We start from the raw sequence: 26,025 nt of genomic DNA, 5'->3' as shown, positions 1-26,025 counted from the left end.
TCGGGCCGTGCCGGGCGTCCATGGAGCGTGGTCGTGGAAGCGGGGCCGTGAAGACCGTTGACAGCAGACTGCCATAGCAGCACCGTTGGCCCAACGAATGGGGCCCTTGAGGGCCTGACGTCCAGGAGATCCCGTATGACGATCCGTGCCCCGCGCCGTGCGGTGCTGCTCGGCGCGCTCGCCGCGCCGCTTGCCACGCCCTTCCTCGCGAATCCCGCCAAGGCGCAGACCGTGACGCTGCGCTCCTCCGACGTGCATCCCGACGGCTATCCGACCGTGGAGGCCGTGAAGTGGATGAGCAAGCAGATGGAGGAGAAGTCCGGCGGGCGCGTCCGCATCCAGGTCTATGGCAACCACACGCTGGGCGAGGAGAAGGACACGCTGGAGCAGACGCGCTTCGGGGTGATCGACCTGAACCGCGTGAACTCCGCCAGCCTGAACTCCCTGGTGCCGGAGACGGTGATCCCCGGGCTGCCCTTCCTGTTCCGCAGCGAGGACCACATGCACCGGGTGCTGGACGGGGCGATCGGGGACGACATCGTCTCCGGCCTCGCGCGGCACAACCTGGTGCCGCTGTGCTACTACGACAGCGGGGCGCGCAGCTTCTACACGCGGACGCGGGCGATCAACGAGCCGGGCGACCTGCGCGGCCTGAAGATCCGCGTGCAGCCGAGCGACATGTGGGTGGCGATGATGCGCGCCTTCGGCGCCAACGCGACGCCGCTGCCGACGGGCGAGGTGTATTCCGCGATCCAGACGGGCGTGGTGGACGGGGCGGAGAACAACTACCCCTCCTACCAGTCCTTCCGGCACTTCGAGGTGGCGAAGTTCTACTCGGCCTCCGAGCACTCCATGGCGCCGGAGGTGCTGGTGATGGCCAAGCGCAGCTACGACAAGCTGCCGAAGGACCTGCAGGACATGATGCGGCAGGCGGCGAAGGACAGCGTGCCGGAGATGCGGCGCATGTGGCAGGAGCGGAGCAACGCGGCGAAGGCCGCGGTGATCGCGGCCGGTTCGCAGATCAACACGGTGAACAAGGCGCCCTTCGAGCAGGGGATGGGGCCGGTGTATGACCAGTTCGTGCGGGATGCGCGGATGAAGGGCATCGTCGCCAAGATCCGGGAAACCGCCTGATCATGGTCGGGAACGCGCAGCGCGGCTATTCGGCCGCGCTGGACCTGATCTGCCGCATTGCCCTGTTCGTCTCGGGCGTGTCGCTGGTGGTGATGGTGGTGGTGATCGCCTGGGCCGTGTTCGGTCGCTTCGTGCTGAACGATACGCCGGCCTGGGCTGAATCCGTCTCCATGCTGCTCATGGCCTGGGTGATCATGGGCGCGGCGGCGGTGGGCGTGCGCGAGGGCTTCCACATGGGCTTCGACACGCTGAAATCCGTGCTGCCGGCGCCGATCGGGCGGCTGTTCGACGTGATCTCCGACCTGTGCATCACGCTGTTCGGCCTCGGCATGGCCTGGTTCACGGCCGAGCTGGCCTCCGAGGTGGCGGACACGGTGCTGCCGACCATCGGGCTGAACGGCGCGGTGGAGTACATGCCGCTGGTGATCGGCGGCATCCTGATCGCGCTGTTCGGGATCGAGCGGCTGCTGGCGCACGCGACCGGGCATCTGGCGCCGGCCGACACGCACCCCACACCCATCCTTACCGACGCCTGAGCGCGTCCCCCGGGGCTTTACCATGGACATTGCGGTCCTGCTCGGCAGCTTCACGCTGCTGCTGCTCATCGGCACGCCCGTTGCCTTCGCGCTGGGCATCGCCGCCTTCGTCACGGTGCTCTGGATGGACCTGCCCGCGGTGGTGGTGTTCCAGCAGATCTCCTCCGGCATGAACGTCTTCTCCATGCTGGCCATCCCCTTCTTCGTCTTCGCCGGCGACCTGATGATGCGCGGGCAGATCGCGGACCGGCTGGTGGGGCTGGCCTCCGCCATGGTGGGGCACCTGCGCGGGGGGCTGGGGCAGGTGAACGTGCTGGCCGCCACGCTGTTCGGCGGGGTTTCCGGCTCCGCGGTGGCGGATGCCTCCGCGGTGGGTGGCGTGATGATCCCGCAGATGCGGGCGCGAGGCTATGCGCCGGACTATGCGGTGAACGTGACGGCGAATGCGGCGCTGATCGACCTGCTGATCCCGCCGAGCCACAACATGATCCTCTACGTGATCGCCGCCGGCGGCGCGATCAGCGTGGCGGACCTGTTCACGGCGGGGCTGGTCCCCGGCCTGCTGCTGATGCTGGCGGTGATGGGCGCGGCCTATGTCGTGGCGGTGCGGCGCGGCTATCCGCGGGAGAAGTTCCCGGGATGGGGGGCGCTGCTGCGGCTGACGATCGGGGCGATCCCCGGCCTCATGCTCATTGTCATCATCTTCGCGGGCGTCCGTTCCGGCGTGTTCACGGCGACCGAGAGCGCCTGCGTGGCGGTGATCTACGCGATCCTGGTGATCGGGCTGGTGTACCGCACCATGACCTGGGAAGCCTTCCGAGAGGCGGTGCTGGGCGCGGTGCGCACCACGGGGATGGTGATGCTCATCATCGGCACGGCCTCCGCCTTCGGGTGGCTGATGGCGCTGATGCAGGTGCCGGCGATGACGGTGGACCTGATGAAGCAGGTCACGACCGACCCGCTGATGATGCTGCTGCTGATCAACGTCGTGCTGCTGGTCCTCGGCACCTTCATGGACATGGCGCCGCTGATCATGATCGGCACGCCCGTGTTCCTGCCCGTGGCGATCGCGGCGGGGATGGACCCCGTGCAGTTCGGCATCGTGCTGATCCTCAACCTCGGCATCGGGCTGATCACGCCGCCGGTGGGGCCTCTGCTCTTCGTAGCCTGTGCCGTGGGGAAGGTCTCCATGTGGGACGCGACGAAGACGAGCGGGCCCTTCTACCTCGCCAGCTTCATCGTGCTGATGATCGTGACCTACGTGCCGTGGGTGTCGCTGTGGCTGCCGGGGGTGTTCCGCTGATCGGCCCCAGGGGGCTCCGCCCCCTGGAACCCCCGCCAAGGGCCTGAGGCCCCTGGAACCCCGCCTGGCTGCCGCGGCGCCGGACTGACCCGGGGTTTTCGGGGGATGGTCTGGTCCGGCCCTTGCAGTCGACTCGGGTCATCGACCCGAGGCGCACCGCCAGCCGAGAGATCCTAAAGCCTAAAAGAAGATGATGGTGAGGGGGCCGGGGAGAGGAAGAATTCCTTCTTCCTCTCCCCGGGACAGGCCGCCCTTGCAGGCATCTTCCCCTGACCCGTCGTCCGCGCGAACGTCCATCCAACCCCGAATCGCCGCCGAGGCCCGAATGACCGACAAGACCCGTCCCCTTCTCCTGACCGGAGCATCCGGCAATCTGGGCCGCGCGCTGACGAAGGCGCTGGGCGAGGCCGGGTGGGTGCTGCGGCTGACGGATATCGCGCCGTTTCCGGACACGGTTCCCGAGGGATCGACGTTCACGAAGGCCGACCTGAACGATGGGGTGACGATCCTGCGGCTGGCGGAGGGGTGCCAGGCGATCCTGCATTTCGGGGGGATCAGCACGGAGCACCCCTTCGAGACGGTGCTGGGGCCGAACTACCGCGGGCTGTACCACGTGTACGAGGCGGCGCGGCGGGAGGGGGCGCGGGTGCTGTTTGCCAGCAGCAACCACGCGATCGGGTTCCATGAGCGGCCGAGCGGGAATGCGGAGCGGCTGGATGCCACCTGCGAGTTCCGGCCGGACACCTTCTACGGGCTCTCCAAGGCCTTCGGGGAGCTGATGGGGCGGCTCTACTGGGACAAGCACGGGGTGGAGAACCTGAACCTGCGGATCGGGTCTTCCTTCCCCGAGCCGGTGGACCGGCGGATGCTGTCCACCTGGCTCTCCTATGCGGACCTGGCGCGGCTGGTGGAGAAGTTCGTGGCAGCGCCGCGCGTGGGGCATGCGGTGGTCTGGGGCGCCTCGGACAATGCCGACACCTACTGGGGCGCGGACCATCGCGACCGGATCGGGTGGCAGCCGCAGGATTCCTCCGAGCCCTGGCGGGAGAAGGTGGGGGACAAGGTCTCCGGCGATCCGGTGACGGAGCGCTATCAGGGCGGCGGCTATACGGCGGATGGGTACACGCGAAAGGTGCCCTCGCCGAAGGACGCCTTCTCGCTGGATTGAGGGCGCGTGATCGAGATCACGGGCGGCGGCTGGCGCGCGGCGCTGCTGCCGGAGCGGGGGGGCGCGGTGGCCGCGCTCTCCCATGCCGGGCGGGACGTGCTGCTGCCCTTGCCGGCGGGGGCGGACCCGAACGAGAACTGGGCGGGCGCCTTCCTGATGCTGCCCTGGACGAACCGTCTGGATGAGGGGCGGCTGGCCTATCCCGGCGGCGTGCACCACTTTCCCTGCAACCGCGTGGCCGAGCGGACGGCGCTGCACGGGTTTGGGCGCGAGCACCCCTGGGCGGTGGAGCGCGCGGGGGCGGATTCCGCGGTGCTGGTGCAGGAGGTGGAGGAGGGGCCCTACCACTACGCCGCGCGGCTGGAGGTGGCGGTGGGCGAGGCGTTTTCGCTGACGCTGGCCGTGACGAATCTCGGCGTGGACGGGATGCCGTTCGGGACGGGGCTGCACCCGTTCTTCGTGCGCCGTCCGGGCACGCAGATCGCCTTCTCCGCCACGGGGACGCTGGCGCGCGACGATCGCAACCTGCCGGTGGCGGCCGTGCCGTCCTCCGGGCTGGATGGCGGGGAGGAGGTCTTCGCGGGGCTGGACACGCATTACACGGGATGGTCGGGCGAGGTGCGGCTCGATCTCGGCGATGTGGCCTTCGCGCTGCGCGGGGAGGAGTCCTGGGCGGGCAACCTGCAGGTCTTCGCGCCGCACGGGGCGGCCGTGATTTCCGCGGAGCCGGTGAGTCATGTGCCGGACGTGGCGAACCGCCCGGGACTCGCCGCGCTGGGCGACATGACGCGGTTGCCGCGCGGCGGGACGATCACGGGGCGGGCGGTGCTGCTGCCGCGCATGTGATGCAACCTGCAACCCTTGCGAATCGTGCTGCGTTCGCCTCCGAACCACGGAGGACCGCGACATGGCCGCACGGGCGAAGCGCACCGACGAGAAGCTCTGGGAAAAGGTGAAGGCGCGCGTCACGCGCGGCAGCAAGGGCGGCGACGCCGGCGAGTGGTCCGCGCGCAAGGCGCAACTTGCCGTCGCCGAGTACAAGAAGGCCGGTGGCGGCTACGAGGGCGGGAAGAGCGCCGACAACAGCCTGACGCAGTGGACGAAGGAGGACTGGGGAACCAAGTCCGGCAAGAAGAGCGGGGAGACGCATGAGCGCTACCTGCCGCGCAAGGCGCGCGAGACGCTGAGCGACGAGGAGTACGCGCGCACCACGGCCGCCAAGCGGCGCGACACGGCGAAGGGGGAGCAGTTCTCCCGCCAGCCGGCGGATGTGGCGCGGAAGACGGCGAAGGCGCGCGACACGGGGAAGGACGGGGCGCGGAAGACGGCCGTTAAGAAGACGCCCGCGAAGGCGAAGCGGGCGGCAGCGGGGGCGGCAAAGCGGAGCCCGGCGGCGACGCGCCGCGCCGCGCCGGCCAAGCCCAGGACCGCGGCGGCCGCGAAGCGGACGACGGCGGCGCGCAAGCCGGCGGCGAAGCGCGCGGCGCCCGCGAAGAGCACTGCGAAGGCGCCGGCGCGCCGCGCGGCGCCTGCCGCGAAGAAGGCCGCGCCGAAGAAGGCGGCCCCGAAGCGGGCGACGACGGCGCGGAAGGCTCCGGCCGCGAAGAAGGCGCCGCCCCGGCGCGCCGCGGCGGCGCGGCAGAGCGCTGCGACCCGGCGCGCTGCTTCCAAGGGCCCGAAGGGAGGGACGAAGGCGTGAGCGGGGATCCCGACCGCGAGGCGGTGCTGCGGGAGTTCCGCGCCGCCGTGAACATGACCCCTGCCACGCTGAAGAAGTGGCTGGGCTCGGAGGAGAGCCGTTCCGTCGGAATCACGCCGGAGGGGGAGTCCGAATCCATCGGGCACGAGAGCGGGCGGCACATCCTGCGGCTGCTGGAGGTCCACAAGGGCGATCCTTCCGATGAGGATCTGGGGCATATGCGGAGGGTGGTGGGCTACGTGCACCGGCACCTGGCGCAGCGGCCGGACGGCGATGTGGAGCATACGCGCTGGCGCTACAGCCTGATGAACTGGGGGCATGACCCGATGAAGAAGCCGGCGGCGCCGCGCCGGGCGCCCGCGGCCCGCAAGGGTGGTGAGGCGGCGCCGAAGCGTCGTGCGGCGGCGCGGAGTGCGGCCCCGCGGGACGCGTCGGGCACGGCGCCGAAGCGGGCGACGGCGAAGCGGGCGGCTGGCGCCGCCGCGAAGCCGGCCGCCGGCGCGCCGGCCAGGCGAGGTGCCGGCGCCGCCGCGAAGCGCGACGGCGGCACGGCTGCCAAGCGCGCGACGGTGAATCGTGCGGCGGGCTCGGCCGTGAAGCGGAGTGCGGCCACGGCCGGGCGTGCGACCGGGGCGGCGGCGAAGCGGACCGGTGCTGCTGCTGCTTCGAAGCGGAGCGTCGCGGCGAAGGCCGGGACCGCCGCGCGCAAGGCGCCGGCCCGGGACGCCGCGAAGGCATCGCCCGCGCGCAAGCCGGCGGCGGTGGCCCGCAAGACGGCCGCCAAGGCCCGCACCACCACCCGCGCGGCGGCCCGGACGGTGAAGGGGACCGTTCGCAAGGCGGCCGTCGGCGGGGCGCCGAAGGCGCGCGGCGCCGGGGCGGGCACGAAGCGCGTGGCGCGGGCGGCCGCGAAGAAGGTGAGCGCGCCGGTGCGCCGCGGCCCGGCGAAATCCGGCCCGGCCGGGCGCGGCACCGCGCCGCGCAAGCCCGGAAAGCGCTGAGGCGGAGGGGCCGGGTTACGCCCGGCCCCTTCCCGGCGCAGAATGGGGGCATGGGAGACGCGCTTGTCCTCGGGGCCGGGATGATGGGCCTTCTCGTCAAGGGATCCGCGACATGATGGGGGCTGCCGGGCAGCTCGCCCTCGCGCTCAACCGCCTGCACGGGTTGCCGGAGCTGGCCGGGCGGCTCGGGGCGCCTCTGGCGGAGGCGGATCTGGTCGCGGTCCTGGAGGAGGCGTCGCGCTTCGCGGAGGAGCGGATCGCCCCCGGCCGGCGGGAGGCCGACCGTGCGGGCTGCGTGCTGGAGAACGGCGTGGTCCGTGTGCCCCCGCATTACGCCGGGCTGCTGCGGGAGTGGCAGGCGGCGGGGTGGCAGGGGGTGGCGGCGCCCGTGGAGCATGGCGGGCAGGGGCTGCCGCACGCGGTCTGGGCGGCGGTGTTCGAGCTGGTCTCCTCCGCGGACATGGGTTTCGGGCTGATGCCGATGCTGACGGCGGGGGCGGTGGAGTTGCTGGCGCACCATGCCTCGGCGGATCAGGCGGCGCGGTTCCTGCCGCCGCTGATCGCCGCCGAGTGGAACGGGACCATGGGGCTGACGGAGCCGCAGGCGGGGAGCGACCTCTCGGCCGTGCGGACGCGCGCCGTTCCCGATGGGGCGGGCGGGTTTCGGATCACCGGGGGGAAGATCTTCATCACCTGGGGCGAGAATGACATCGCCGCCAATACCCTGCACCTCGTGCTCGCGCGGCTGCCCGATGCGCCGGCGGGCTCGCGCGGCATCTCGCTCTTCGCGGTGCCGAAAGTGCTGGCGGATGGGCGGCGGAACGGGGTGCGCTGCGGGGGGATCGAGGAGAAGGCGGGGATCCATGCCTCGCCCACCTGCACGATGATCTTCGAGGAGGCGGAGGGGGAGCTGGTGGGGGAGCCGCATCGCGGCCTGCCCGTCATGTTCGCCATGATGAACGCGGCGCGGCTGGCGGTGGGGGTGGAGGGCGTGGGGCAGTGCGCCCGCGCCACGGCCCTGGCCGAGGCCTATGCGGCCGGGCGGGAGCAGGGCGGGCGGGCGATCGCCGCCTATCCGGACGTGGCGCGGATGCTGGGGGAGATGCGGGCGGTGACGGCGGCCGCGCGGCTGATCGCGCTGGACTGCGCCGTGTCGCTGGACCGGGCGCGGGCGGGGGAGTCGGGGGCGGAGGCGCGGCTGGCGCTGCTGACGCCGGTCTGCAAGGCCTGGTGCACGGACCGGGCGGTGGAGGTGGCTTCGCTGGGCATCCAGGTGCATGGCGGCGCGGGCTACGTGGAGGAGACGGGGGCGGCGCAGGTGTGGCGCGATGCGCGGATCGCCCCGATCTACGAGGGGACCAACGGGATCCAGGCGATGGACCTTGTCCTCCGCAAGCTGCCGCGGGACCTGCCGGCCTTCCGGGCCCTGGCGGCGGAAGCGGGGGCGGCGGATGCGGCCCTGCGCGGGCCGGCGGAGGCGCTGGCCGAGGCGGCGTCGCACCTTGCCTTCGCCCCTCCGGAGGTGGCCGGGGCGGGGGCCGTGCCCTTCCTGGACGCCGCGGGCTGGGTGCTGGGCGGGGCCTGGCTGGCCCGGGCCGCGGTGGTGGAGCCGGCCCTGGCGGAGGAGGCGGGGTTCTTCCTGCGGCGCCTGCTGCCACGGGCAAAGGCCCGGCTGGAGGAGGCCCTGGCGCCCGCGTGACCCTTCATGGCCCGACAACCCGCGGGCGAAAGCGCGACGCGCACCTTGCGCCTTCCTCATCCGCCCAAACATTGTGGCAGCCCTTGCCGCCGGAGACCGCGTGAACGCCCTCAGTCGCCCCTCCCTGCGTCCCGAACGGCCGCATGCCGTCATCATCGGCGCCGGGCCGGGCGGATTGGCCTCGGCCATGCTGCTGGCCGCGCGGGGGCTCCGCGTGACGGTGCTGGAGAAGGACCGGGTGGTCGGCGGGCGCAGCCGGACGATCGAGACGGAGGCGGGGTACCGGTTCGACCTCGGGCCGACCTTCTTCCTCTATCCCCGGATCCTCGCCGAGGTCTTCGCGGAGTGCGGGGTGCGGCTGGAGGACGAGGTGGAGATGATCCGCCTGGACCCCCAGTACCGCCTGATCTTCGAGAACGCCGCGGGCAACGTGACGCTGGACGCGACGCCCGACCTCTCCCGCATGGAGGCGGAGGTGGCGAAGATCGACCCGCGGGACGCCGCGGGGGTGCGCCCCTTCATGGAGGAGAATCGGCGCAAGCTGGCCGCCTTCCGGCCGGTGCTAGAGCGGGCCTTCACCCGGGCGGCGGATGTGATGGGGGCGGACATGCTGCGGGCGTTGCCGCTGCTGAAGCCCGGCCGATCGGTGGATTCCGACCTGCGGCGGCATTTCCGGGACCCGCGCACGCGGCTCGCCTTCTCCTTCCAGACGAAATACCTGGGGATGAGCCCGTTCCGCTGCCCCAGCCTGTTCACCATCCTCAGCTTCCTCGAGTACGAGCACGGGGTGTTCCACCCGCGCGGCGGCTGCGGCACCGTGGCCTCCGCGATGGCGCGGGTGGCGGCCGATCTGGGCGTGGAGTTCCGCTTCAACACGCCGGCCGACCGGATCGTCTTCGAGGGGAACCGGGCGACGGGGGTCGAGGCGGGCGGTTCCCTCATTCCCGCGGATTCGGTGGTGCTGAACGCGGATTTCGCCCATGCCATGCCGCGGCTGGTGCCGGATGCCATCCGCCGGAAGTGGTCCGACCGGAAGATCGGGAAGGCCCGTTATTCCTGCTCCACCTTCATGCTCTATCTCGGCGTGGAGGGCACCTTCCCCGACCTGGCGCACCATTCCATCCTGCTCTCCGAGGACTATCAGCGGAATATCCGGGAGATCGAGAGCGGGACGGTGCCGGATGTGCCCTCCCTCTACCTCCACAACCCCGTGGCGACCGACGCGACCATGGCGCCGGCGGGGCATTCCAGCCTCTACCTGCTGGTGCCCGTGCCGAACCTGACGCATGGCCACGAGTGGACGGAGGCGGATACGCGGCATTACCGCAAGCTGGCGCTGGACCGGCTGCGGGCGCTGGGGATCGGGGATATCGAATCCCGCATCCGCTATGAGAAGTGCGTGACGCCGCGCGACTGGCGGGACGAGTTTGCCGTGGGTTATGGCGCCACCTTCAACCTGGCGCATGATCTCCGGCAGATGCTCATGTTCCGGCCGGGAAATCGCTTCGGCGATACGCAGGGTCTGTATCTGGTGGGGGGCGGGACGCATCCCGGCTCCGGCCTGCCGGTGATCTACGAGGGCGCGCGGATCAGCGCGAACCTGCTGCTGCGCGATCTCGGCCGCGCGCCCGTCTCCACGAGGATCTGAGCATCATGGCCAAGGTTGCCATCATCGGCGGCGGCCTCGGCGGCCTCGCCGCCGCCTGCGTCGCCCAGGCGCGCGGGCACCAGGTGACGCTGTTCGACAAGAACGAGTGGCTGGGCGGCAAGGCGGCCGTGCTGAACCTGGAGGCGCCGCACGAGCCGGGCGGGCGCAATGGCGGGTCCTTCCGCTTCGACATGGGGCCGACGATCCTGACGGTGCCGCGCGTGCTGCGCCGCATCTTCGCCGAGGCGGGGCGGGAGCAGGCGCGCGACCTGCCGCTGATCCGGCTGGACCCGCAGTGGCGCTGCTTCTTCGAGGACGGCACGCGGATCGACCTGCGCGAGAACGTGGAGGAGATGGCGCGGGACATGGAGTCCTTCGCGCCGGGGAATGGCGCGGGCTACCGCGAGTTCCAGCGCATGTCGGAGAACCTGCACCGGATTTCCGAGGGCTTCTTCTTCTGGAAGCCGGTGGAGGGGATCGCCGACACGATCGACTTCAAGGCGAACATGCGCGCCGACACGCTGAAGGACGTGATGGCGCTCGGCATGGGCAAGCGGGTGGCGAAGGTGATCCGCGGGCATGTGCCGGACGCGCGGCTGGCGCAGATGCTGGACCACTACTGCCAGTATGTCGGCTCCTCGCCCTATCTGGCGCCGGCGGTGCTGTGCAGCATCGGCGACATGCAGGCGAGCGAGGGGATCTGGTATCCCGTGGGCGGCACGCGCGCGGTGGCGGAGGGGCTGATGAAGCTCGCCGAGAGCCTCGGGGCGGAGTTGCGGCCGAGCACCGAGGTGACGGGGCTGGACCTGCGCGACGGCGGGACGCGCGTGGCGGGGGTGGTGGCGAAGGGGCAGACGATCCCCTTCGACGCGGTGATCTCCAACATGGACGCGCTGCGGACCTACAAGGAGCTGGTGGGCGGGAAGACCGGGCGGAAGTACGAGAGGAAGGGGTTCGAGCCGGCCTGCTCGGGCGTGGTGCTCTATCTCGGGCTGAACAGGCGGTACGACCATCTGGCGCATCACGACTTCGTCTTCTCCCGCGACGCGGAGGAGGAGTTCGACGCGATCTACAAGAAGGGAATTCCGGCGCCGGATCCCACGGCCTATCTCGCCGCGCCGTCCTCCACCGATCCGAGCGTGGCGCCGGATGGGGGGGAGGCGTTGTACGTGCTGGTGCACACGCCGCATCTCCGCCCCGGGCAGGACTGGTCGAAGATGTTCCCGGCCTATCGGCAGACCATCCTCGACAAGCTGAAGCGCACGGCTGGCATGGAGGATATCGAGGAGCGGATCGTGGTGGAGAGCGCGCTGACGCCGCAGGATATCCATGACCGCTACAAGGTGCTGGACGGCGCGATCTACGGCCTGGCCTCCCACGGGGCCTGGACGGGGGCCTTCAAGCCGGGGAACCGGTCCAGGGCGGTGAAGGGGCTCTATCTCGCGGGCGGGGCGGCGCATCCCGGGCCGGGGATGCCGATGGTGATGATGTCCGGCTGGATCGCCGCCGACGCGATGGACCAGGACCTGGGCGGGGCGGGCATGTCGCCGGCGGCGGAGCGGGCGGGGATGCGGGACGCCCTGCTGGCCCAGGCCGCCGAGTAAAGGGGCATGGAACCGCCGTCCCCCCTGGTGCTGCGGGACGCGCGGTCCTTCGCCTTCTTCCACGTCGTCTTCGCGCGCTTCTTCCGGCGGCACATGGGCGCGCTGCGTCTGCCGCACTGGGGAATGCCGCCCGAGACCGGACGGCGGCCGCTGATCGTGCTGGCGAACCACCCGTCCTGGTGGGACGGGGTGGCCTTCATGCTGCTGCCGGCGCGGCTGTTTCCCTCCCGCCACGTCTTCATTCCCATGGAGGCGGCGGCGATGGGGAAGTACGGCTTCATGCGGCGCCTGGGCGTCTTCGGGATCGAGCCGGGGGCGCGGGGGGCGGTGGCTTTCCTGCGGACGGCGAAGGCGGTGCTGGAAGCGCCGCGCGCCATGCTGTGGATGAACGCGCCGGGGCGGTTCCAGGACGTGCGGGAACGGCCGGTGGCGATCGCGCCGGGGGTGACGCGGCTGCCGGAGATGGCGCCGGACGCCTTGGTGCTGCCCCTGGCGCTGGACTACGTGTTCTGGACGGAGCGGCGGCCGGAGATGCTGGCCGCCTTCGGCGAGCCGATTGAGGCGCGCGAGCTGCTGGCGCTGGACCGTGAGGCGCGGGAGGAGCGGATCCGCGCGGCGCTGACCGCGACGATGGACCGGCTGGCGGAGGAGGCCTTCACGCGCGATCCCGGGCGCTTCACCGTGCTGGTTTCCGGCGCGGAGGGGATGGGCGGGTTCTACGATCTCTGGCGCCGGTTCGTGGCCCTGCTGCGCGGGCGGCGCTTCGATCCCCGGCATGCGCGCCGGGCGGAATCGGGCTAGAGGGCCGGCGTGATGATGGGGGGACGCGGCGGGGTGGGCGGATGATCCTGGAGGCGCTTGCCCTGGCCCTGGCCGCGCTGCCGGCGGGAATGGCCGCGGCCAACCTGTCCCGGCAGCCCCGCGCCACGGCGGCCCCCGCGCCCGGAACGCTCGTTTCCATCCTCATTCCAGCCCGCGACGAGGCGGAGAATATCGGCGCCTGCCTGGACGCGGCGCTGGGCAGTGCGGGTGTGGCGGTGGAGGTGCTGGTGATGGATGACGGGTCGCGCGACGCGACGCCGGCCATCGTCGCCGCGCGGGCGGGGGCCGATTCCCGGCTGCGGCTGCTGGAAGCGCCGCCGCTGCCGCCGGGCTGGACGGGCAAGGTGCATGCCTGCGCCCGGCTGGCCGAGGCGGCGCGGGGGACGCACCTGCTGTTCATCGACGCCGATGTGCGGCTGGCGCCGGCGGCGGCGGCGGCCATGGCGGGGCATGCGGCGGCGAAGGGGATCGCCCTGGTGACCGGCGTGCCGCGGCAGGTGATCCGCACCCTGGGGGAGGGGCTGACGGTTCCCGCCATCAACCTGATGATGATGGGCTACCTGCCCGGCGGCGGGCGCGCGGCCACCAGCCATCCCGGCATGGCGGCGGCTTGCGGGCAGCTCATCCTCGTGGAGCGCGGCGCCTATGAGGCGGTGGGCGGGCACGGGGCCTTCCGGAGCAAGCTGCATGACGGGCTGCACCTGGCCCGCAACCTCCGCACCGCCGGGCACCGGACGGAGGTGGTGGACGGCGCGCCGCTGGCGGAGTGCCGGATGTACGGCGGCTTCCGCGAGGCCTGGGGCGGATTCGCGAAGAACGCGCGGGAGGGGATGGCGACGCCGGTGGGGCTGCCGGTCTGGACTCTCCTGCTGGCGGGAGGGCATCTGATGCCCTGGCTGCTGCTGCCGGGTCCCCTGGCGGCGGCGGCCCTCATCCTCACCTATATCACCCGCGCCGCCATCACCTGGCGGGGGCGGGAGCCGAGCTGGACCATTCCCCTGCACCCCGCCACCGTCCTCACCGCCCTTGCCATCCAGTGGACCGCGCTCGTCCGATCCGCCCTCGGGCGGCCGGCGGGGTGGAAGGGCCGTGCCTATCCCGCGACGGATGGGGCATAAGCGGGCCGTCATGAGCGCCAGCATTGCCGCCGGGCCCGCCACGCGCGGGCCGGATTCCGAGAATTTCCCCGTCGCCTCCCGCCTGCTCTCGCCCGCCGTGCGGGGGAAGGTGCTCGCCTTCTACCGCGTGGTGCGGATGGCCGATGACATCGGGGACAGCCCCGACCTGCCGCCCGAGGAGAAGCTGCGGCGGCTGGACCTGATCGAGGCGGCGCTGGATGGCGGGCCCGGCATTCCCGAGGCGACCGCGCTACGCGAGAGCGGGGCCGGGGTGGAAGAGGCGCGAAAGATGCTCGTCGCCTTCCGCCGCGATTCCCGGAACGAGCCCTGCGCGGACTGGGACGCGCTGGCGGATTACTGCGCGCATTCTGCCGATCCGGTGGGGCGGTTCCTGCTGCGGATCCATGGGGACGACGACCCGGCGGCGATCCGGGCGGCGGATGCGCTCTGCACCTCGTTGCAGGTGCTGAACCACATCCAGGACATGGGCGTGGACCGGGACACGATCGGGCGGATCTACATCCCGCAATCCTGGATGGCCGAGGTCGGCGGGGTGGAGGAGGTGTTCACGCAGGCGGGGCCGCGCCGGGCCGTGCTGGACGCGCTGCTGGACCGGACGGACACGCTGCTGGACGTGGCCTCGGCGCTGCCGCGGCTGTTGAAGAGCCGGCGGCTGGCCTTCCAGTCCGCCACCACGATCGGCTGCGCGCGGCGCCTGCTGGCGCGGCTGCGGGCGGCCGATCCGATGGCCGGGCGGGTGGCGCTGACGAAGGCGGATGTGCTGGGCGCGTTGCTGGCCGCGCCGACGAATGGGCCTTCGGATGCCGCGCTGGTGCGGGCCCGGGTGGCGCGTGCCGGGTCCTCCTTCTCGCGCGGGATGGCCAGCCTCAAGGGGGAGCGGCGGCGGGCGCTCTATGCCGTCTATGCCTTCTGCCGGGCCGTGGACGACATCGCCGACGGCGCGGCGCCGGAGGCGGAGAAGCGGCAGTTCCTGGCGGAGTGGCGGGCCAAGCTGGACGCGCCGGACTGCGCGGTGTCCCGTGAGCTATTCTGGGCGCGCGAGGCCTTCGACCTGCCGAAATCCGAGTGCGAGGCGATGATCGCGGGGATGGAGACGGATTCCACCGCCCGGCTCCGCATTCCCGACGAGGCCGCGCTCGACCTCTACTGCCGCCGCGTGGCCGGCAGCGTCGGGGCGTTGTCGGTCCGCATCTTCGGGGCGCCGGAGGCGGAGGCCTTCGGGCTGGCGCTCGGGCGCACGCTTCAGCTCGTCAACATCCTCAGGGACATCGACGAGGACGCTGTGCGCGACCGCGTCTACATCCCGCTTTCCTGGCTCGGCCCCGATGCAGCTGCGGGGACCCTGATTGCCCGGCCCGACCTCTTCGAGGCCTGCGACCGGCTGATGGCCCGCGCCGAGGCCGGCTTCGCCGCCGCCGAGGCCGAGCTTGCCAAGGGCGCGAACAGCAAGCCCCTGCGCCCGGCCCGGGTGATGATGTGGGCCTATCATCGCATCCTCCGCCGCCTGGCCGCCCGCGGCTTCCACGCGCCCCGCCTCCGGCCCCGCCTGAGCCCGGGCGAGAAGGCGCGGCTGGCGGCGATGGCGCTGGGGTGGTGATGGGAGTGTCCTGCGGTGTTCGGGGGAAAGGCGCTGCCTTTCCCCCGGGCCCCCTATCCGCCGGGAATCTGAGGTTCCTGCGCCTCCCGCCTGTAAAAGAGATGCCCAAGGCTGGTGGGGTCCTGAAGGGGCCCCACCAGCCTTGGGCGTTTGACAGATGGAAGGTGCAGGAAACTCAGTTTCCTGCCGGGTTGGGGCGCGGGGAAGGGCGCCGCCCTTCCCCGAAGACCGGGGCAACCACCCCATGACCACCCACGTCATCGGTGCCGGCCTGGCTGGCCTGGCGGCCGCGCTGGCCGCGCGGGGGCGGGTGGTGGTGCACGAGGCGGCGCCGCTGGCGGGCGGGCGGGCGCGGGCGCTGGCAGATGGGCTGGACAACGGGACCCACGCGCTGGTGGGCGCAAACCGGGCGGCGCTGGGGTTCCTGCGGGAGATCGGTGCGCGGGACGGGTGGGTGGAGCCGGAGCCGGGAGGGCTGCCGGTGCTGGACATGGCGGATGGGCGGGCGCGGCGGGTGGCGCTGTCCCCGCTGGGATGGTGGCGCAAGGACCGGCGGCCGGACGGGGCGGGCGTCCAGGCGCTGGGCGCGCTGATGCGGCTGGCGGGGCCGGGGGATGTGGCGGTGGCGGGGGCGATGGCCGCGCATCCGGCCTTCCTGCGGGGGTTCGTGGAGCCGCTGGTGATCGCGGCGCTGAACACGCCGGTGGCGGAGGCGTCCTCGCGCAAGCTGGGGGCGGTGCTGCGGCGGGTCGGGGCGCCCGGGGCGGCGCGGCTGCTGGTGGCGCGGCGCGGGCTGGGGCCGGACCTGGTGGAGCCGGCGCTGGCGGCGCTGCGGGCACGGGGCGTGGAGATCCGCAACGGGGCGCGGCTGCGCGGGCTGCAGAAGGGGCGGGACGGGCGCGTGATTGCGCTGGAGTTCGCGGATGGTACGCTGGCGCTAGGGGATGGGGATTCCGTGATCCTGGCCTTGCCGCCCTGGGAGGCGGGGCGCCTGCTGCCGGAGATTTCCGTTCCGGCGGCGCATGCGCCGATCCTGAACCTGCATTTCGACCACAAGACCCAGGGACCGGTCCGCTTCCTCGGCGTGCTGGGAGGGTTGTGCCAGTGGGTGCTGGTGCGGCCGGATACCGTGGCGGTGACGGTGAGCGCGGCGGATGCGGAGGCTCGGGAGTCGGCGGAGGATCTAACGCCGCGTGCCTGGGCGGAGATCCGGGCGCTGGCGGCGGCCTTCCACCTGCCGGGGGCGTGGCCGGAGGTGCCGCCGCCCTGCCGCGCGGTGAAGGAGAAGCGCGCGACGCCGCGCCACCGGCCGGGCGACCCGCCGCCGCCGCCAGTGCGGGTGCTGCCGAACCTGGCCCTGGCGGGGGACTGGATGGAGCCGGTGCTGCCGGCGACAATCGACGCCGCGGTGCGGTCCGGGCGGCGGGCGGCGCGGGCGCTTGCCGGCTAGGTGACGGTTCGCAGGGCGGCGCGGATGGCCTCCGCCATCGCCTCAGCGGGCTGGGCGCCGGAGATGATGAGCTGGCGGTCCAGGATGACGGCGGGCACGCCGCCGAGGCCGGTGGCGCGGGCGGCGTCCTTCGCAACCTCCTTCGCCAGTTCGTCGGATGCCAGCATCGTGGCGGCCCGGCCCGGGGACAGGCCGGCGGCGTCGCCGATGGCGGCCAGGACCGTTCCATCCCCGATGTCGCGGCCTTCGGCGAAATAGGCTGAGAAGAGGGCCTCGGCCACGGCATCTGCCAGGGGGCGCCGCCTTCCAGCCCGGCGAGGCGGATCAGGCGGTGGCTGTCCAGGGAGTTGGGGCTGCGCGCGATCCGTTCGAAGTCGAAGGGGATGCCGTCCTTCATGCCCTCGGCGGCGAGGCGGGCGTCGAGCTGGCGGCCGCGCTCCACGCTGCCGAACTTGCGGGCGCGGTACTCGGCGCGGGGCATGCCGCCGGCGGGCATGTCGGGATTGAGTTGGAAGGGGTGCCAGTGGCGGGACAGGCGCAGGCCTTCCCCCGCCAGGGTCGCCAGGGCCCGGTCCATGCGGCGCTTGCCCACCCAGCACCAGGGGCAGACGGTGTCCACGACCACCAGCAGCGTCGCTGCGTTCTCCGACATCTTCCGGCTCCCTCTTCCGCAGCGCGCAGGGAAGCACGGGCGGACCGGCCGTGCCACGGCGCAACATCGCAAGAGGGCTGGCACGCGATCGTGAAAGAATGAAACGAGCCGGTCGCGCGTTCTGGATCCGTCGTAATTCCCGGGTGGAGAGATATGATGCGCAAGGGATTTCTCCTCGTCGGGCTGCTGGCCTTGGGCGGGTGCCTGGAGGATGCGGCGCCGAAGCCCGCGGCGAAGGCCGATGACGGCGCGATGGCCCGTGTGAGGACTGCCGCGGAGGAGCGCGTGCGCGGCGTTGCGCGGGATGCAAACACGCTGCGCTTCCGCGCCGTTGAGACCTATCGCCAGGCGATGGCTGACACCTATGCCGTTTGCGGGCAGGCCACGGTGGCGGGGGATGCCGTGTACATTCCCTTCGTTTCCGTGGTGAGCCAGCGGAACGGGGCGACGGAGGTGGAGCAGTTCATCGGGCGCAGCAACGTCGAGGCGACGCGCGTCTATGTCGAGCTGGTCGGCCGCTGCTTCGAGGGCGGCGGGCCGGTGCAGCGCGCCGGGGGCACGACGGTGAGCGCGCCGACGCCGCCGTTGCCGAACGGGCTGCCGGTGCTGGATCAGGTGCAGCCGGTGCCGCCCGCGACCCCTGACCTCGTCACCGCCGCGTCCAACGCCGCGCCGGCCAACGCCGCCGCCGGGACCGTGGTGATGCGGCAGAACGGCAATGTCCGGACCTCGCCGGGCGGCGGGGGCGCGGTGCTGCGCGTGGCGCGCTCGGGCACGGTGATGAACGTGTTCGGCACCGCGCCGGGCGGCTGGTTCCAGGTGGGGGAGACGGAGCCGGAGGGCTGGGTCCACAGCTCCGTCGCGGCCCGGCAGTCCTCGGCGGCGCTGGCCTCCGTCCAGTAGGGACGGGGCCGGCCGGGGACTAGGCCTTCTTGGCCTTGCCCTTGGTGTCGGACTTCGCGGGCCTGGCGGGGGCGGAGCCGCGCTTCGACGCCGCGGGGGCGGTGGAAGCCGTCTCCGCTGCGGCCTTCTTCTTGTCCTTGGGCTTCTCGGCACTCTTTCCGACGGACTTGGCGGCTGCGGCGGCCTCGGCGGGGGTGGAGCCGCCATCCGGCGCTGTCGGGGTGGGCGACTTGCCCTCGGCCTTCTTCCCGGCCTTCGGGACAGGGCGTGCCTCATCCTCGGAGGCCCGGGAGCCAGTCCTGGTGGCCGCGACCTCGCGCTCGGCCTGGGTCCAGTGGGTGTCGTGCTCGCCTTCGGGGCGGCCCGCGCTTTCCCAGATCTCGTAGGCCCGCTCGCGGATACGCTTCTCGTCCGTCATGATTCTCTCTGCCCGTGACGCTGTGCTAATCCCATTGTCTCCCCCCGGCACCAACCTGGGGCAAGAAATGTTGTCCCCTGGGTACCCGGAATTCATCGAAGGGAGATGCCGGGCGCGGGTTCCGGCGCGGCGGCCATTAACTTCGTGTTCACTGATTGTTCCTGTCGGGCTATCCTTCGCCCATGCCCGAGTCCCGTCATGCCCCGCCCGATCTTGACGTGCTGGCCGCCCGCCGTGCCGCCCGGTTGTTCCGTTCGGCCGTCGCGCGCGGCGTTCCCGAAGGGGTCGCCTGGGCCGATGCGGTGGAGGTGTTTCGCTTTTACCACCCGGCCTGGCCACTGCCGATGGTCGAGCGGGAGGCCGCCCGGGTGGTGGCCGCGCTCATCGAGCGGGAGGATGTGGACGTGATCGCCAGGGCGGGCGCGGGGATTGCGCGCGGGGCGCCGCCGGCGCGGCTGCTGCGCGAGCTCTGCCGGCCGGTGGTGCCGCTGCGGGAGGAGCCGGAGGTTTCCGCGCCGGCGACGCGGGACGGCTGGCGGGCCTATGCGGGGTTGCTGAACCCGCCGGGGCTGCCTCGCCTGGCGCGCTGCGAGGTGGGCGCGGGCTGAGAGGAGGCGGTCCTTCCCGGACCGCCCCCCCTGTTCTGCGCGGGGCGGCGTCAGCCGCCGGCCACCCCTTTGATGACGATCCCCGTCCCGCCGCAATCCTCGCAGGAGTGCCCTTCGATGCGGCCCGAGCCCTGACAGGTCGGGCAGACATCCTCGCCGGTGCCGGGGGTGCCGGGCGCCGCATCGTCCCCGGGGTTGAGCCGGGGCGGTGAGGCGGCGGCGGGGGTGGCGCCCTGGGCGGTCAGCTCCGGCTGCCGGCCGGCGGAGCCCATCTCCTGCTCCGCCTGCTGCCAGTGCTCGGCGTGGCGGCCTTCGGGGCGTCCCTCGCCCTCCCAGATGGCGTGCGCGCGTTCCCTGATGCGGCCCTGTTCCTGGTCCTGCATGGGGTCCCTCCCTTGGACGGTGCCGGATCGGCATAGAGGACCATGGGAAGCCGGGCGCACCGCGCCTACCGGCGAGGCCTTCACAAGCGCTTGCCTTAGGGGCAGGGCCGCGGGGCCGTTCATGCGCCGGAGCGGCGTGCCGTTCTGTCGGGACGGGAAATGGTCCCCCCTGCCGGATTCGAACCGGCACACCCTAAGGGTGAGCGATTTTAAGTCGCCTGCGTCTACCGTTCCGCCAAGGGGGGAGGCTGGCGCAGCATAGCGCTTCCCGTTCGCGCGTCATCCGGGCGGGCCAGGGGGAGGGCCAGGGGGCGGGCTGGGGGGCGAGGCAGCGCGGCGACGGCTTCGCCGACCATCCGCTCCGTCAGGATCTGCGGCAGCACCACCGGGGCGCCGTCGCCCGGTGGGTAGAGGAGGTAGAGGGGCACGCCCTCCCGGCCCTGTTCGCGGAGGAGGGCGGTGATGGCGGAATCGCCGCGGGTCCAGTCGCCGGTCAGCACGGCGATGCCGGCGCGGGCGAAGGCGTCGCGGGTGGCCTCCGTCTCCAGCGCCACGCGCTCGTTCACGCGGCAGGTGATGCACCAGGCAGCGGTGAGGTTGACGAAGACGGGGCGGCCCTCCGCCCGCAATTCGGCGAGGCGGCGGGCGGACCAGGCCTCGCCCGAGACCTCCGTACGCGGGGCGGGGGCGGTGCCGGAGAGGGCGGGCAGGGTGGCGAGGGCGGCGGCCATGGCGAGGCCGGCGGCCCCGCGGCCGATCCAGCGCGCGCGGCCCGCGGGGGTGGCGCCGAGGGCCCAGGCGGCGAAGGCGACGAGCACGGCGCCGGCCAGGACCCAGCCCAGCCCTTCCGGGCCGGCCTGCACGGAGACGACCCAGGCCAGCCAGGCGGCGGCGGCGTACATGGGGAAGGCGAGGGCCTGCCGCAGCCGCTCCATCCAGGCGCCGGGGCGGGGGAGGAGGCGGGCGAGGCCCAGGGCAAGGTTGGGGGCGAGGGCGATGAGGAGCTGCGGCGCGGCCATGCCGATGCCGAGGGCGGCGAAGACGGCCAGGGCGGCGGCGGGCGGCATGGCGAGGGCGGCGCCGAGGGCGGCGGCCATGAAGGGGGCGGTGCAGGGGGTGGCGACGGCCACCGCCAGCAGGCCCGTGGCGAAGCTGCCGCGCCCGCCGGAGAGGGCGGGGCCGGCGACGGCGTAGACGCCGGAGAGGTTCAGGCCCACGGCGAGCATCAGCCAGGCCATGGCGGCGACGAAGGCGGGAGCGGTGAACTGGAAGCCCCATCCGGCCGCTATCCCCGCCGCGCGCAGGGCAACCAGGGCGCCGCCGAGGAGGAGGAAGGCGAGGACCACCCCGGCGGCGTAGGCGAGGGATTCGGCGCGCAGGGCCGTGCGCCCGGCGCCGGCGTGGCGGGCCAGGGCCATGGCCTTCATCGCGAGGATCGGGAAGACGCAGGGCATCAGGTTCAGGATCAGGCCGCCCAGGGCCGCCAGCAGGACGGCCTGCCACAGCGGAAGGCCTGCGGGGGCGGCGGGCATCGGGCCGGGCGCGACGGAGAGGGTGTAGGCGCCGCGGACCCCGGCGGCATCGGTGATGGCGACGACGCCGGAGAGGTGGTCCGGTAGGGGCAAGGGGCCACGCGCGAGGGAGAGGGTGAGGGCGCTGTCCCGGAGGGAGAGGGGCTGGGGGGCGGCGCTCTCAATGGCGCCGGGCGCCTCGGGGAAGAAGAAGGCTTCCTTCACCGCACCGGGGGCAAGGCCGGGGCCGGTGATCTCCAGGGCGCCGCGGCGGCCCTCGAAGCCAGCGCGGGCGGCGAAGGGCAGGGGGCGGGGAAGGGCGGCCTCGGCGGCGCGGAAGAGGGGGGCGGCCCCCGGGTCAGGGCGCGGGGTGGCTTCCACCGGGAGGTCCAGGCGGAAATCGCCCTCCTCGGGGATGCAGATCTCCGCGCAGACGAGCCAGCGGGCGGTGCCCTCGATCGTGTAGAGGCGGCCGGGCTGGAGGCTGGCGGGCGGGGTGACAGTGAGGGGGAAAAGGGCCTCGCCGGTGTAGCCGAAGCTCATCAGCGGGCCGGCGGGGATCCGCGTGGGGGCGGGCAGGGCCAGGGGGCCGGCGGCGCCGCCATCGGGCAGGGCGAGATCGAGGGCGGGGGCTTCGCCGGCATCGCCCGGATTGGTCCAGTAGCTGTGCCAGCCCGGTGCCAGGACCATTCGCAGCGCCAGGCGGAAGGGCTGGCCGGGGGCGACGGCCGTGTTCTCCGCCGCCAGGGTGACGCGGGCGCGGGGGGACTCCACCGCGTCGCTCTCCACTGCCCGCGCCGTGGCGGGGGCGAGGAGGACCGCCAGCAGGAGGAGGAGGGCGCGCATGGGCCGGGGATAGGGCCGATGCGCGCCCGGCCGCAACCGGCCTGTCAGGGCGTGCTCGCCGCGTCCAGGGCCGCGATATCCTCCGGCACCAGGGTGAGGTGGACGGCGCGGACGAGGCTTTCGAGCTGTTCCAGGCTTGTCGCGCTGGCGATGGGGGCCGTCACGCCCTCCCGCGCGATGACCCAGGCCAGGGCGACCTCGGCGGGCTTGGCGTTGCGGTTGGCGGCCACCGCCTCCAGCGCGTCCAGGATGCGGAAGCCGCGGGGGGTCAGGTACTTCTCAATCCCGGCGCCGCGCTTGCTCTTCGAGAGGTCCTCCTTCGAGCGGTACTTGCCGGAGAGGAAGCCGGAGGCGAGGCCGTAGTAGCTGATGACGCCGATCCCCTCCTTCATGCAGAGGTCGCGGAGGGCGCCGTCGAATTCCTCGCGGTCGTAGAGGTTGTATTTCGGCTGCAGGGATTCGTAGCGGGGCAGGCCGTGATCCCTGGCGACCTGCAGCGATTCCGAGAGCAGCGCGGCGTCGTAGTTGGAGGTGCCGATCGCCCGGATCTTCCCGGCCTTCAGGAGCTTCTCATAGGCGCGGAGGGTCTCCTCTTGCGGGGTACCCGGGGCGGGCCAGTGGCTCTGGTAGAGGTCGATGAAGTCGGTGTTCAGGCGGCGCAGCGAGTTCTCAACGGCCGCCTCGATCCACTTCGCCGAGAGGTCGCGATGGCCCTGGCCCATGTCGGAGCCGACCTTCGTGAGGATCAGCACCTTCTCACGCTTGCCGGGGTTGGCGCGCAGCCAGTTGCCAATCACCGTCTCGGACTCGCCGCCCTGGTGGCCGGGGGCCCAGCGGGAATAGACGTCCGCCGTGTCGATGGCGTTCAGCCCGGCATCCACGAAGCCGTCCAGCAGGCGGAAGCCCGTGGGCTCATCCGTGGTCCAGCCGAAAACGTTGCCGCCGAAGACGAGGGGGGCGATCTCCAGGCCGGACCGGCCGAGCGGGCGCTTCTGCATGGGGGGATCCTTTTCGCGATGCGGCCCGAAGTTGGGCGCGGTTGGCGCCTCCCGCCAGGGGGCGGTTCGTGTTGCAATGCAGCAAGGTGGCGGCTAGCATCGGGCCATTCATCCCGGACCCGGTGAAATCCCGGGTGGCTCTTCCGGCCGCCGATCCGCCGGACAACGCATCAGACGCGACTTCTCCCGGTGCCGCCACGCGGTGCCTTCGCGTGCCTCTTGCGGAAGCAACTCCTTATGAAAAATCGACCTGTTTCCCGCGACCGGACCGAATGGTTCGCGGGCCCTGCCGCGCTGCGACGCGATGTTCTCGCCGGCATGGTCGGCACCTTCGCCCTGATCCCGGAGGTGATCGCCTTCTCCTTCGTGGCGGGGGTGGACCCGGAGGTCGGGCTTTTTGCCTCCTTCGTTATCGGCGTGGTGATCGCCTTCGCGGGCGGGCGGGCGGCGATGATCTCCGGCGCGGCCGGATCGGTGGCGCTGGTGGCGGCGGCGCTCGTCGCCAGCCACGGGCTGCAATACCTGCTGGCGGCCACGGTGCTTGCGGGGCTGTTCCAGATCGCCTTCGGTCTGGCGCGGCTGGACGTGCTGATGCGCTTCGTCTCAAAATCCGTCCGCACGGGGTTCGTGAACGCGCTGGCGATCCTGATCTTCTCCGCGCAGGTGCCGCAGATGCTGGGGGTGAGCTGGCACACCTACGCGCTGATCGCGGCGGGGCTGGCGATCATCTACCTGCTGCCGCGGATCACCACGGCAATTCCTTCGCCGCTGATCTGCATCCTCGTTCTCACCGCCTTCACGATAGTCGTGCCGATGCCCGTGCGGACGGTGGCCGATCTCGGGCGGCTTCCGGACTCGCTGCCCCACTTCCTCATCCCCGACGTGCCCTTCGGCCTGGAGACGCTGGCGATCATCGCGCCCTACGCGCTCGCCATGGCCGTGGTCGGCCTGCTGGAGTCCATGATGACGGCGAGCGTGGTGGACGAGCTGACGGACACGACCAGCAGCAAGGCCCGCGAATGCACGGGCCTGGGCCTGGCGAACCTGGCGGCCGGGTTCTTCGGCGGCATCGCCGGCTGCGGCATGATCGGGCAGACCGTAGGCAATGTCCGCTTCGGTGGGCGCGGCCGCGTCTCCACGCTCACGGCAGGCGCCTTCCTGCTGATCCTGATGGTGCTGCTGCGGCCCTGGGTGGCGCAGGTGCCGGTGGCGGCGCTGGTGGCGATCATGGTGATGGTCTCCGTCGAGACCTTCTCCTGGTCGTCGCTGCGGGACGTGGCGCGGCACCCGAAGGTGTCCAGCGCGGTGATGCTGGCGACGGTGGTCGTAACGGTGTTCACCCACAACCTCGCGCTCGGCGTGGCGGTGGGCGTGCTGCTCAGCGGCGTGTTCTTCGCCTTCAAGGTGATGCGGCTGATGGACGTGTCCACCGCCTATGACGCGGCCACCGACACGCGGAGCTACACCGTGACGGGGCAGGTCTTCTTCGCCAGCGCGGATATCCTGGCGGATGCGTTCGACACCCGCGACGCCGCGGCCCGCGTGCGGATCGACCTGACGCGGGCGCATCTGTGGGACATCACCGCCGTCTCCGCGCTGGAGGGCGTGGTGGCGAAGCTGCGGCGCCATGGTGCGGCGGTGGAGGTGATCGGGCTGAACGAGGCGAGCGCGGTGCTGGTGGACCGGCACGGGCCGGCGATCCAGGCGGGGTAGCTCCCTGCGAGGGGGGCCATCTCGGCCATCTGCGGGCTGCCTGCGGTCTGCTGGTAGCGGGCGCAAGCTTGCATCCGCCGTCGTGTCCCGCAGGCCTGCATCGGCATGTCCCGGTCGCTATGGCTGATCCTCGACCGTGCGCGCCGCCGCTTGTGTGGGGCGACGCTCCGTTCCTGGCCTTGAGCCTTCACTACCCTGCACTTTTGAGGCTCGGAGCGCGATTGAAGCACTCGATCAGCAGATCCGTCAGAACCCGTATCTTTCGTGCGGGAAGGTGGCCGGGCGGGCGGATGACGTAGACGCCCGCCGGAGGCGGCGGGTATCGCGTCATGACCGGAACAAGCGCGCCGGAGGCCAAGTGTTCCCGGGTGATTCCGTCCGGGATCCAGGCGATGCCGAGGCCTGCCAGTGCGGCGGCGGCAAGCGCTGTGCCGTTGTCGGCCTTAAAGCGTCCTTGCGGGCGAACCGTGACGATCCGGTCGCCATCCATGAACTGCCAGGCCTCGGTCCCCTGCATGAGGGCCTGATGGCCGAGGAGCTCGTCCGGCGTCTCGGGAGAGCCGTGAGCCTGGATGTAGTCCGGGCTCGCGACAAGCTTGCCGTGGATCGGCCCGACGCGCCTTGCGATAAAGTTGGAATTCGGAAGATAGCCGATCCGGATCGCGCAATCGAAGCCCTCCGCGATGAGATCGACGAAGCGGTCGGTGTAGGATGTGTCGATGTGGAGTTGCGGGTGCTGCCGCGCCATGTCGGCCAGCACGGGCGCGAGGTGGGTCGGTCCGAAGGTCAGCGGGACGGCGACCCGCAGTCGGCCACAGAGGTGGCCGGCGGGCAGGATCGTCTCCCTCGCCAGGTCGATCTCGGCGCAGGCCCGGGCCGCATGGTCCCGGAAGGTGCTGCCGGCTTCCGTGAGGGCGGCGCCGCGCGTGGTCCGTGCGAGAAGCTGAATGCCGAGTTCCGTCTCGAGCCGGGCGAGGCTGCGGCTGACGACCGACTTGGAGACGCCAAGCCGGCGGGCCGCGATCGAGATGCCACCGGCATCGGCCAGCTCCACGAAGGTCCGCAGATCCTCGATGTCCAAGCCGGCGTTCCCCGATGCGCGACACAGCTTAGCACCACACGGGGCTACTGCGATGCAAGCCGGAACGACAATGTCCCGCCCGGACACCGCCACCGTCGGCGCATGTCTCTCC

The 26,025-nt window shown here is 72.2% G+C and carries 23 protein-coding genes, 1 tRNA gene, 1 pseudogene and 1 other annotated feature; of the genes and pseudogenes, 17 read left to right on the top strand and 8 right to left on the bottom strand.

Annotated elements, in window-relative coordinates:
- Positions 1-135: 135 nt before the first annotated feature.
- The 14 genes from J5Y10_RS19185 to J5Y10_RS19120 all read left to right on the top strand — a co-directional run bounded on the left by J5Y10_RS19185 (position 136) and on the right by J5Y10_RS19120 (position 16,800).
- Entirely contained in the window at positions 136-1,134 is a 999-nt protein-coding gene (locus J5Y10_RS19185) for a TRAP transporter substrate-binding protein (RefSeq protein ID WP_209375715.1), read from the top strand.
- Between the two features lie 2 nt (positions 1,135-1,136).
- Positions 1,137-1,670 carry a TRAP transporter small permease gene (locus J5Y10_RS19180; protein WP_209375714.1) on the top strand — a complete coding sequence of 178 codons (534 nt, stop codon included), beginning with the start codon at positions 1,137-1,139 and terminating at the stop codon, positions 1,668-1,670.
- 22 nt (positions 1,671-1,692) lie between these two features.
- Positions 1,693-2,973, top strand: a complete 1,281-nt coding sequence (locus J5Y10_RS19175) for a TRAP transporter large permease (RefSeq protein WP_209375713.1) — start codon at positions 1,693-1,695, stop codon at positions 2,971-2,973.
- A gap of 325 nt (positions 2,974-3,298) precedes the next feature.
- On the top strand, positions 3,299-4,141 hold the full coding sequence (locus J5Y10_RS19170; protein ID WP_209375712.1) for an NAD-dependent epimerase/dehydratase family protein: 843 nt from the start codon (positions 3,299-3,301) through the stop codon (positions 4,139-4,141).
- Between the two features lie 6 nt (positions 4,142-4,147).
- Positions 4,148-4,987 (top strand): aldose epimerase family protein, encoded by an 840-nt coding sequence (locus J5Y10_RS19165; RefSeq protein ID WP_209375711.1) that lies wholly within the window; start codon positions 4,148-4,150, stop codon positions 4,985-4,987.
- A 61-nt stretch (positions 4,988-5,048) separates the two neighbouring features.
- Positions 5,049-5,840, top strand: coding sequence for a DUF5872 domain-containing protein (locus J5Y10_RS19160; protein ID WP_209375710.1), 792 nt, complete (start codon positions 5,049-5,051; stop codon positions 5,838-5,840).
- On the top strand, positions 5,837-6,841 hold the full coding sequence (locus tag J5Y10_RS19155; protein WP_209375709.1) for a DUF3140 domain-containing protein: 1,005 nt from the start codon (positions 5,837-5,839) through the stop codon (positions 6,839-6,841). Before J5Y10_RS19160 ends, J5Y10_RS19155 begins: the two co-directional genes overlap by 4 nt.
- A 112-nt stretch (positions 6,842-6,953) precedes the next feature.
- The gene (locus J5Y10_RS19150; RefSeq protein WP_209375708.1) at positions 6,954-8,540 is read left to right on the top strand and encodes an acyl-CoA dehydrogenase family protein; all 1,587 of its coding nucleotides are present in this window, start codon (positions 6,954-6,956) and stop codon (positions 8,538-8,540) included.
- Between the two features lie 100 nt (positions 8,541-8,640).
- Positions 8,641-10,188, top strand: coding sequence for a phytoene desaturase family protein (locus J5Y10_RS19145; protein WP_342452968.1), 1,548 nt, complete (start codon positions 8,641-8,643; stop codon positions 10,186-10,188).
- A 5-nt stretch (positions 10,189-10,193) separates the two neighbouring features.
- Entirely contained in the window at positions 10,194-11,792 is a 1,599-nt protein-coding gene (locus tag J5Y10_RS19140; protein ID WP_209375707.1) for a phytoene desaturase family protein, read from the top strand.
- Positions 11,793-11,798: 6 nt separating this feature from the next.
- Entirely contained in the window at positions 11,799-12,593 is a 795-nt protein-coding gene (locus J5Y10_RS28540) for a lysophospholipid acyltransferase family protein (protein WP_209375706.1), read from the top strand.
- A gap of 41 nt (positions 12,594-12,634) precedes the next feature.
- Positions 12,635-13,732, top strand: coding sequence for a glycosyltransferase family 2 protein (locus J5Y10_RS19130; RefSeq protein ID WP_209375705.1), 1,098 nt, complete (start codon positions 12,635-12,637; stop codon positions 13,730-13,732).
- A 10-nt stretch (positions 13,733-13,742) separates the two neighbouring features.
- Positions 13,743-15,350, top strand: a complete 1,608-nt coding sequence (locus J5Y10_RS19125) for a squalene/phytoene synthase family protein (RefSeq protein ID WP_209375704.1) — start codon at positions 13,743-13,745, stop codon at positions 15,348-15,350.
- Between the two features lie 244 nt (positions 15,351-15,594).
- On the top strand, positions 15,595-16,800 hold the full coding sequence (locus J5Y10_RS19120; protein WP_209375703.1) for a hydroxysqualene dehydroxylase: 1,206 nt from the start codon (positions 15,595-15,597) through the stop codon (positions 16,798-16,800).
- On the opposite strand, the gene J5Y10_RS28785 is transcribed toward J5Y10_RS19120, so the two are convergent.
- Together J5Y10_RS28785 and J5Y10_RS28910 are read right to left on the bottom strand one after the other, a co-directional pair.
- Positions 16,797-17,081: a DsbA family oxidoreductase gene (locus tag J5Y10_RS28785; RefSeq protein ID WP_209375702.1), complete on the bottom strand. Its 285-nt coding sequence runs from the start codon at positions 17,079-17,081 to the stop codon at positions 16,797-16,799. The two genes, J5Y10_RS19120 and J5Y10_RS28785, sit on opposite strands and share 4 nt — an antisense overlap.
- Before the next feature lie 32 nt (positions 17,082-17,113).
- Positions 17,114-17,452: pseudogene (locus J5Y10_RS28910) on the bottom strand (DsbA family protein); the annotation flags it as partial.
- A 156-nt stretch (positions 17,453-17,608) separates the two neighbouring features.
- Between J5Y10_RS28910 and J5Y10_RS19105 the strand changes: the two are divergent.
- Positions 17,609-18,355: an SH3 domain-containing protein gene (locus J5Y10_RS19105; protein WP_209375701.1), complete on the top strand. Its 747-nt coding sequence runs from the start codon at positions 17,609-17,611 to the stop codon at positions 18,353-18,355.
- A gap of 19 nt (positions 18,356-18,374) precedes the next feature.
- Here J5Y10_RS19105 and J5Y10_RS19100 read toward each other — a convergent pair whose 3' ends face one another.
- A complete protein-coding gene (locus J5Y10_RS19100) occupies positions 18,375-18,773 on the bottom strand; it encodes a DUF2934 domain-containing protein (protein WP_209375700.1) in 399 nt (132 codons plus the stop codon).
- Between the two features lie 182 nt (positions 18,774-18,955).
- On the opposite strand from J5Y10_RS19100, the gene J5Y10_RS19095 reads away from it, so the two are divergent.
- Positions 18,956-19,381 (top strand): hypothetical protein, encoded by a 426-nt coding sequence (locus J5Y10_RS19095; RefSeq protein ID WP_209375699.1) that lies wholly within the window; start codon positions 18,956-18,958, stop codon positions 19,379-19,381.
- A 50-nt stretch (positions 19,382-19,431) separates the two neighbouring features.
- Here J5Y10_RS19095 and J5Y10_RS28005 read toward each other — a convergent pair whose 3' ends face one another.
- The 4 genes from J5Y10_RS28005 to J5Y10_RS19075 form a co-directional block, all read right to left on the bottom strand.
- The gene (locus tag J5Y10_RS28005; protein WP_245214876.1) at positions 19,432-19,764 is read right to left on the bottom strand and encodes a DUF2934 domain-containing protein; all 333 of its coding nucleotides are present in this window, start codon (positions 19,762-19,764) and stop codon (positions 19,432-19,434) included.
- 160 nt (positions 19,765-19,924) lie between these two features.
- Positions 19,925-20,009, bottom strand: a tRNA-Leu gene (locus J5Y10_RS19085).
- Positions 19,989-22,121: a protein-disulfide reductase DsbD family protein gene (locus J5Y10_RS28535; protein ID WP_209375698.1), complete on the bottom strand. Its 2,133-nt coding sequence runs from the start codon at positions 22,119-22,121 to the stop codon at positions 19,989-19,991. The genes J5Y10_RS19085 and J5Y10_RS28535 overlap by 21 nt, the downstream gene beginning before the upstream one ends.
- 44 nt (positions 22,122-22,165) lie before the next feature.
- On the bottom strand, positions 22,166-23,119 hold the full coding sequence (locus tag J5Y10_RS19075; protein WP_209375697.1) for an aldo/keto reductase: 954 nt from the start codon (positions 23,117-23,119) through the stop codon (positions 22,166-22,168).
- A gap of 112 nt (positions 23,120-23,231) precedes the next feature.
- Positions 23,232-23,287 (top strand) — a sequence feature (sul1 is cis-regulatory element that is thought to sense ions involved in sulfur or methionine metabolism; They are found in Alphaproteobacteria).
- A 69-nt stretch (positions 23,288-23,356) separates the two neighbouring features.
- Between J5Y10_RS19075 and J5Y10_RS19070 the strand changes: the two genes are divergently transcribed.
- Entirely contained in the window at positions 23,357-24,832 is a 1,476-nt protein-coding gene (locus J5Y10_RS19070) for a SulP family inorganic anion transporter (RefSeq protein ID WP_209375696.1), read from the top strand.
- 190 nt (positions 24,833-25,022) lie between these two features.
- On the opposite strand, the gene J5Y10_RS19065 is transcribed toward J5Y10_RS19070, so the two are convergent.
- On the bottom strand, positions 25,023-25,913 hold the full coding sequence (locus J5Y10_RS19065; RefSeq protein WP_209375695.1) for a LysR family transcriptional regulator: 891 nt from the start codon (positions 25,911-25,913) through the stop codon (positions 25,023-25,025).
- Positions 25,914-26,025: the final 112 nt, after the last annotated feature.

It is taken from the genome of Roseomonas indoligenes (genome assembly GCF_017813365.1).
In the GTDB taxonomy this organism is placed as follows: Bacteria; Pseudomonadota; Alphaproteobacteria; order Acetobacterales; family Acetobacteraceae; genus Roseomonas; species Roseomonas indoligenes.
The sequence above is the reverse complement of the archived record's forward strand: the minus strand, read 5'-3'. Positions and strand labels throughout refer to the sequence as shown.

What these genes read in the sequence shown, in the direction of transcription:
- J5Y10_RS19185 (WP_209375715.1), top strand. Translation starts at nt 136, where the DNA reads ATGACGATCCGTGCCCCGCGCCGTGCGGTGCTGCTCGGCGCGCTCGCC.
- J5Y10_RS19180 (WP_209375714.1), top strand. Translation starts at nt 1,137, where the DNA reads ATGGTCGGGAACGCGCAGCGCGGCTATTCGGCCGCGCTGGACCTGATC.
- J5Y10_RS19175 (WP_209375713.1), top strand. Translation starts at nt 1,693, where the DNA reads ATGGACATTGCGGTCCTGCTCGGCAGCTTCACGCTGCTGCTGCTCATC.
- J5Y10_RS19170 (WP_209375712.1), top strand. Translation starts at nt 3,299, where the DNA reads ATGACCGACAAGACCCGTCCCCTTCTCCTGACCGGAGCATCCGGCAAT.
- J5Y10_RS19160 (WP_209375710.1), top strand. Translation starts at nt 5,049, where the DNA reads ATGGCCGCACGGGCGAAGCGCACCGACGAGAAGCTCTGGGAAAAGGTG.
- J5Y10_RS19150 (WP_209375708.1), top strand. Translation starts at nt 6,954, where the DNA reads ATGATGGGGGCTGCCGGGCAGCTCGCCCTCGCGCTCAACCGCCTGCAC.
- J5Y10_RS19140 (WP_209375707.1), top strand. Translation starts at nt 10,194, where the DNA reads ATGGCCAAGGTTGCCATCATCGGCGGCGGCCTCGGCGGCCTCGCCGCC.
- J5Y10_RS28540 (WP_209375706.1), top strand. Translation starts at nt 11,799, where the DNA reads ATGGAACCGCCGTCCCCCCTGGTGCTGCGGGACGCGCGGTCCTTCGCC.
- J5Y10_RS19130 (WP_209375705.1), top strand. Translation starts at nt 12,635, where the DNA reads ATGATCCTGGAGGCGCTTGCCCTGGCCCTGGCCGCGCTGCCGGCGGGA.
- J5Y10_RS19125 (WP_209375704.1), top strand. Translation starts at nt 13,743, where the DNA reads ATGAGCGCCAGCATTGCCGCCGGGCCCGCCACGCGCGGGCCGGATTCC.
- J5Y10_RS19120 (WP_209375703.1), top strand. Translation starts at nt 15,595, where the DNA reads ATGACCACCCACGTCATCGGTGCCGGCCTGGCTGGCCTGGCGGCCGCG.
- J5Y10_RS19105 (WP_209375701.1), top strand. Translation starts at nt 17,609, where the DNA reads ATGCGCAAGGGATTTCTCCTCGTCGGGCTGCTGGCCTTGGGCGGGTGC.
- J5Y10_RS19100 (WP_209375700.1), bottom strand. Translation starts at nt 18,773, where the DNA reads ATGACGGACGAGAAGCGTATCCGCGAGCGGGCCTACGAGATCTGGGAA.
- J5Y10_RS19095 (WP_209375699.1), top strand. Translation starts at nt 18,956, where the DNA reads ATGCCCGAGTCCCGTCATGCCCCGCCCGATCTTGACGTGCTGGCCGCC.
- J5Y10_RS28005 (WP_245214876.1), bottom strand. Translation starts at nt 19,764, where the DNA reads ATGCAGGACCAGGAACAGGGCCGCATCAGGGAACGCGCGCACGCCATC.
- J5Y10_RS28535 (WP_209375698.1), bottom strand. Translation starts at nt 22,121, where the DNA reads ATGCGCGCCCTCCTCCTCCTGCTGGCGGTCCTCCTCGCCCCCGCCACG.
- J5Y10_RS19075 (WP_209375697.1), bottom strand. Translation starts at nt 23,119, where the DNA reads ATGCAGAAGCGCCCGCTCGGCCGGTCCGGCCTGGAGATCGCCCCCCTC.
- J5Y10_RS19070 (WP_209375696.1), top strand. Translation starts at nt 23,357, where the DNA reads ATGAAAAATCGACCTGTTTCCCGCGACCGGACCGAATGGTTCGCGGGC.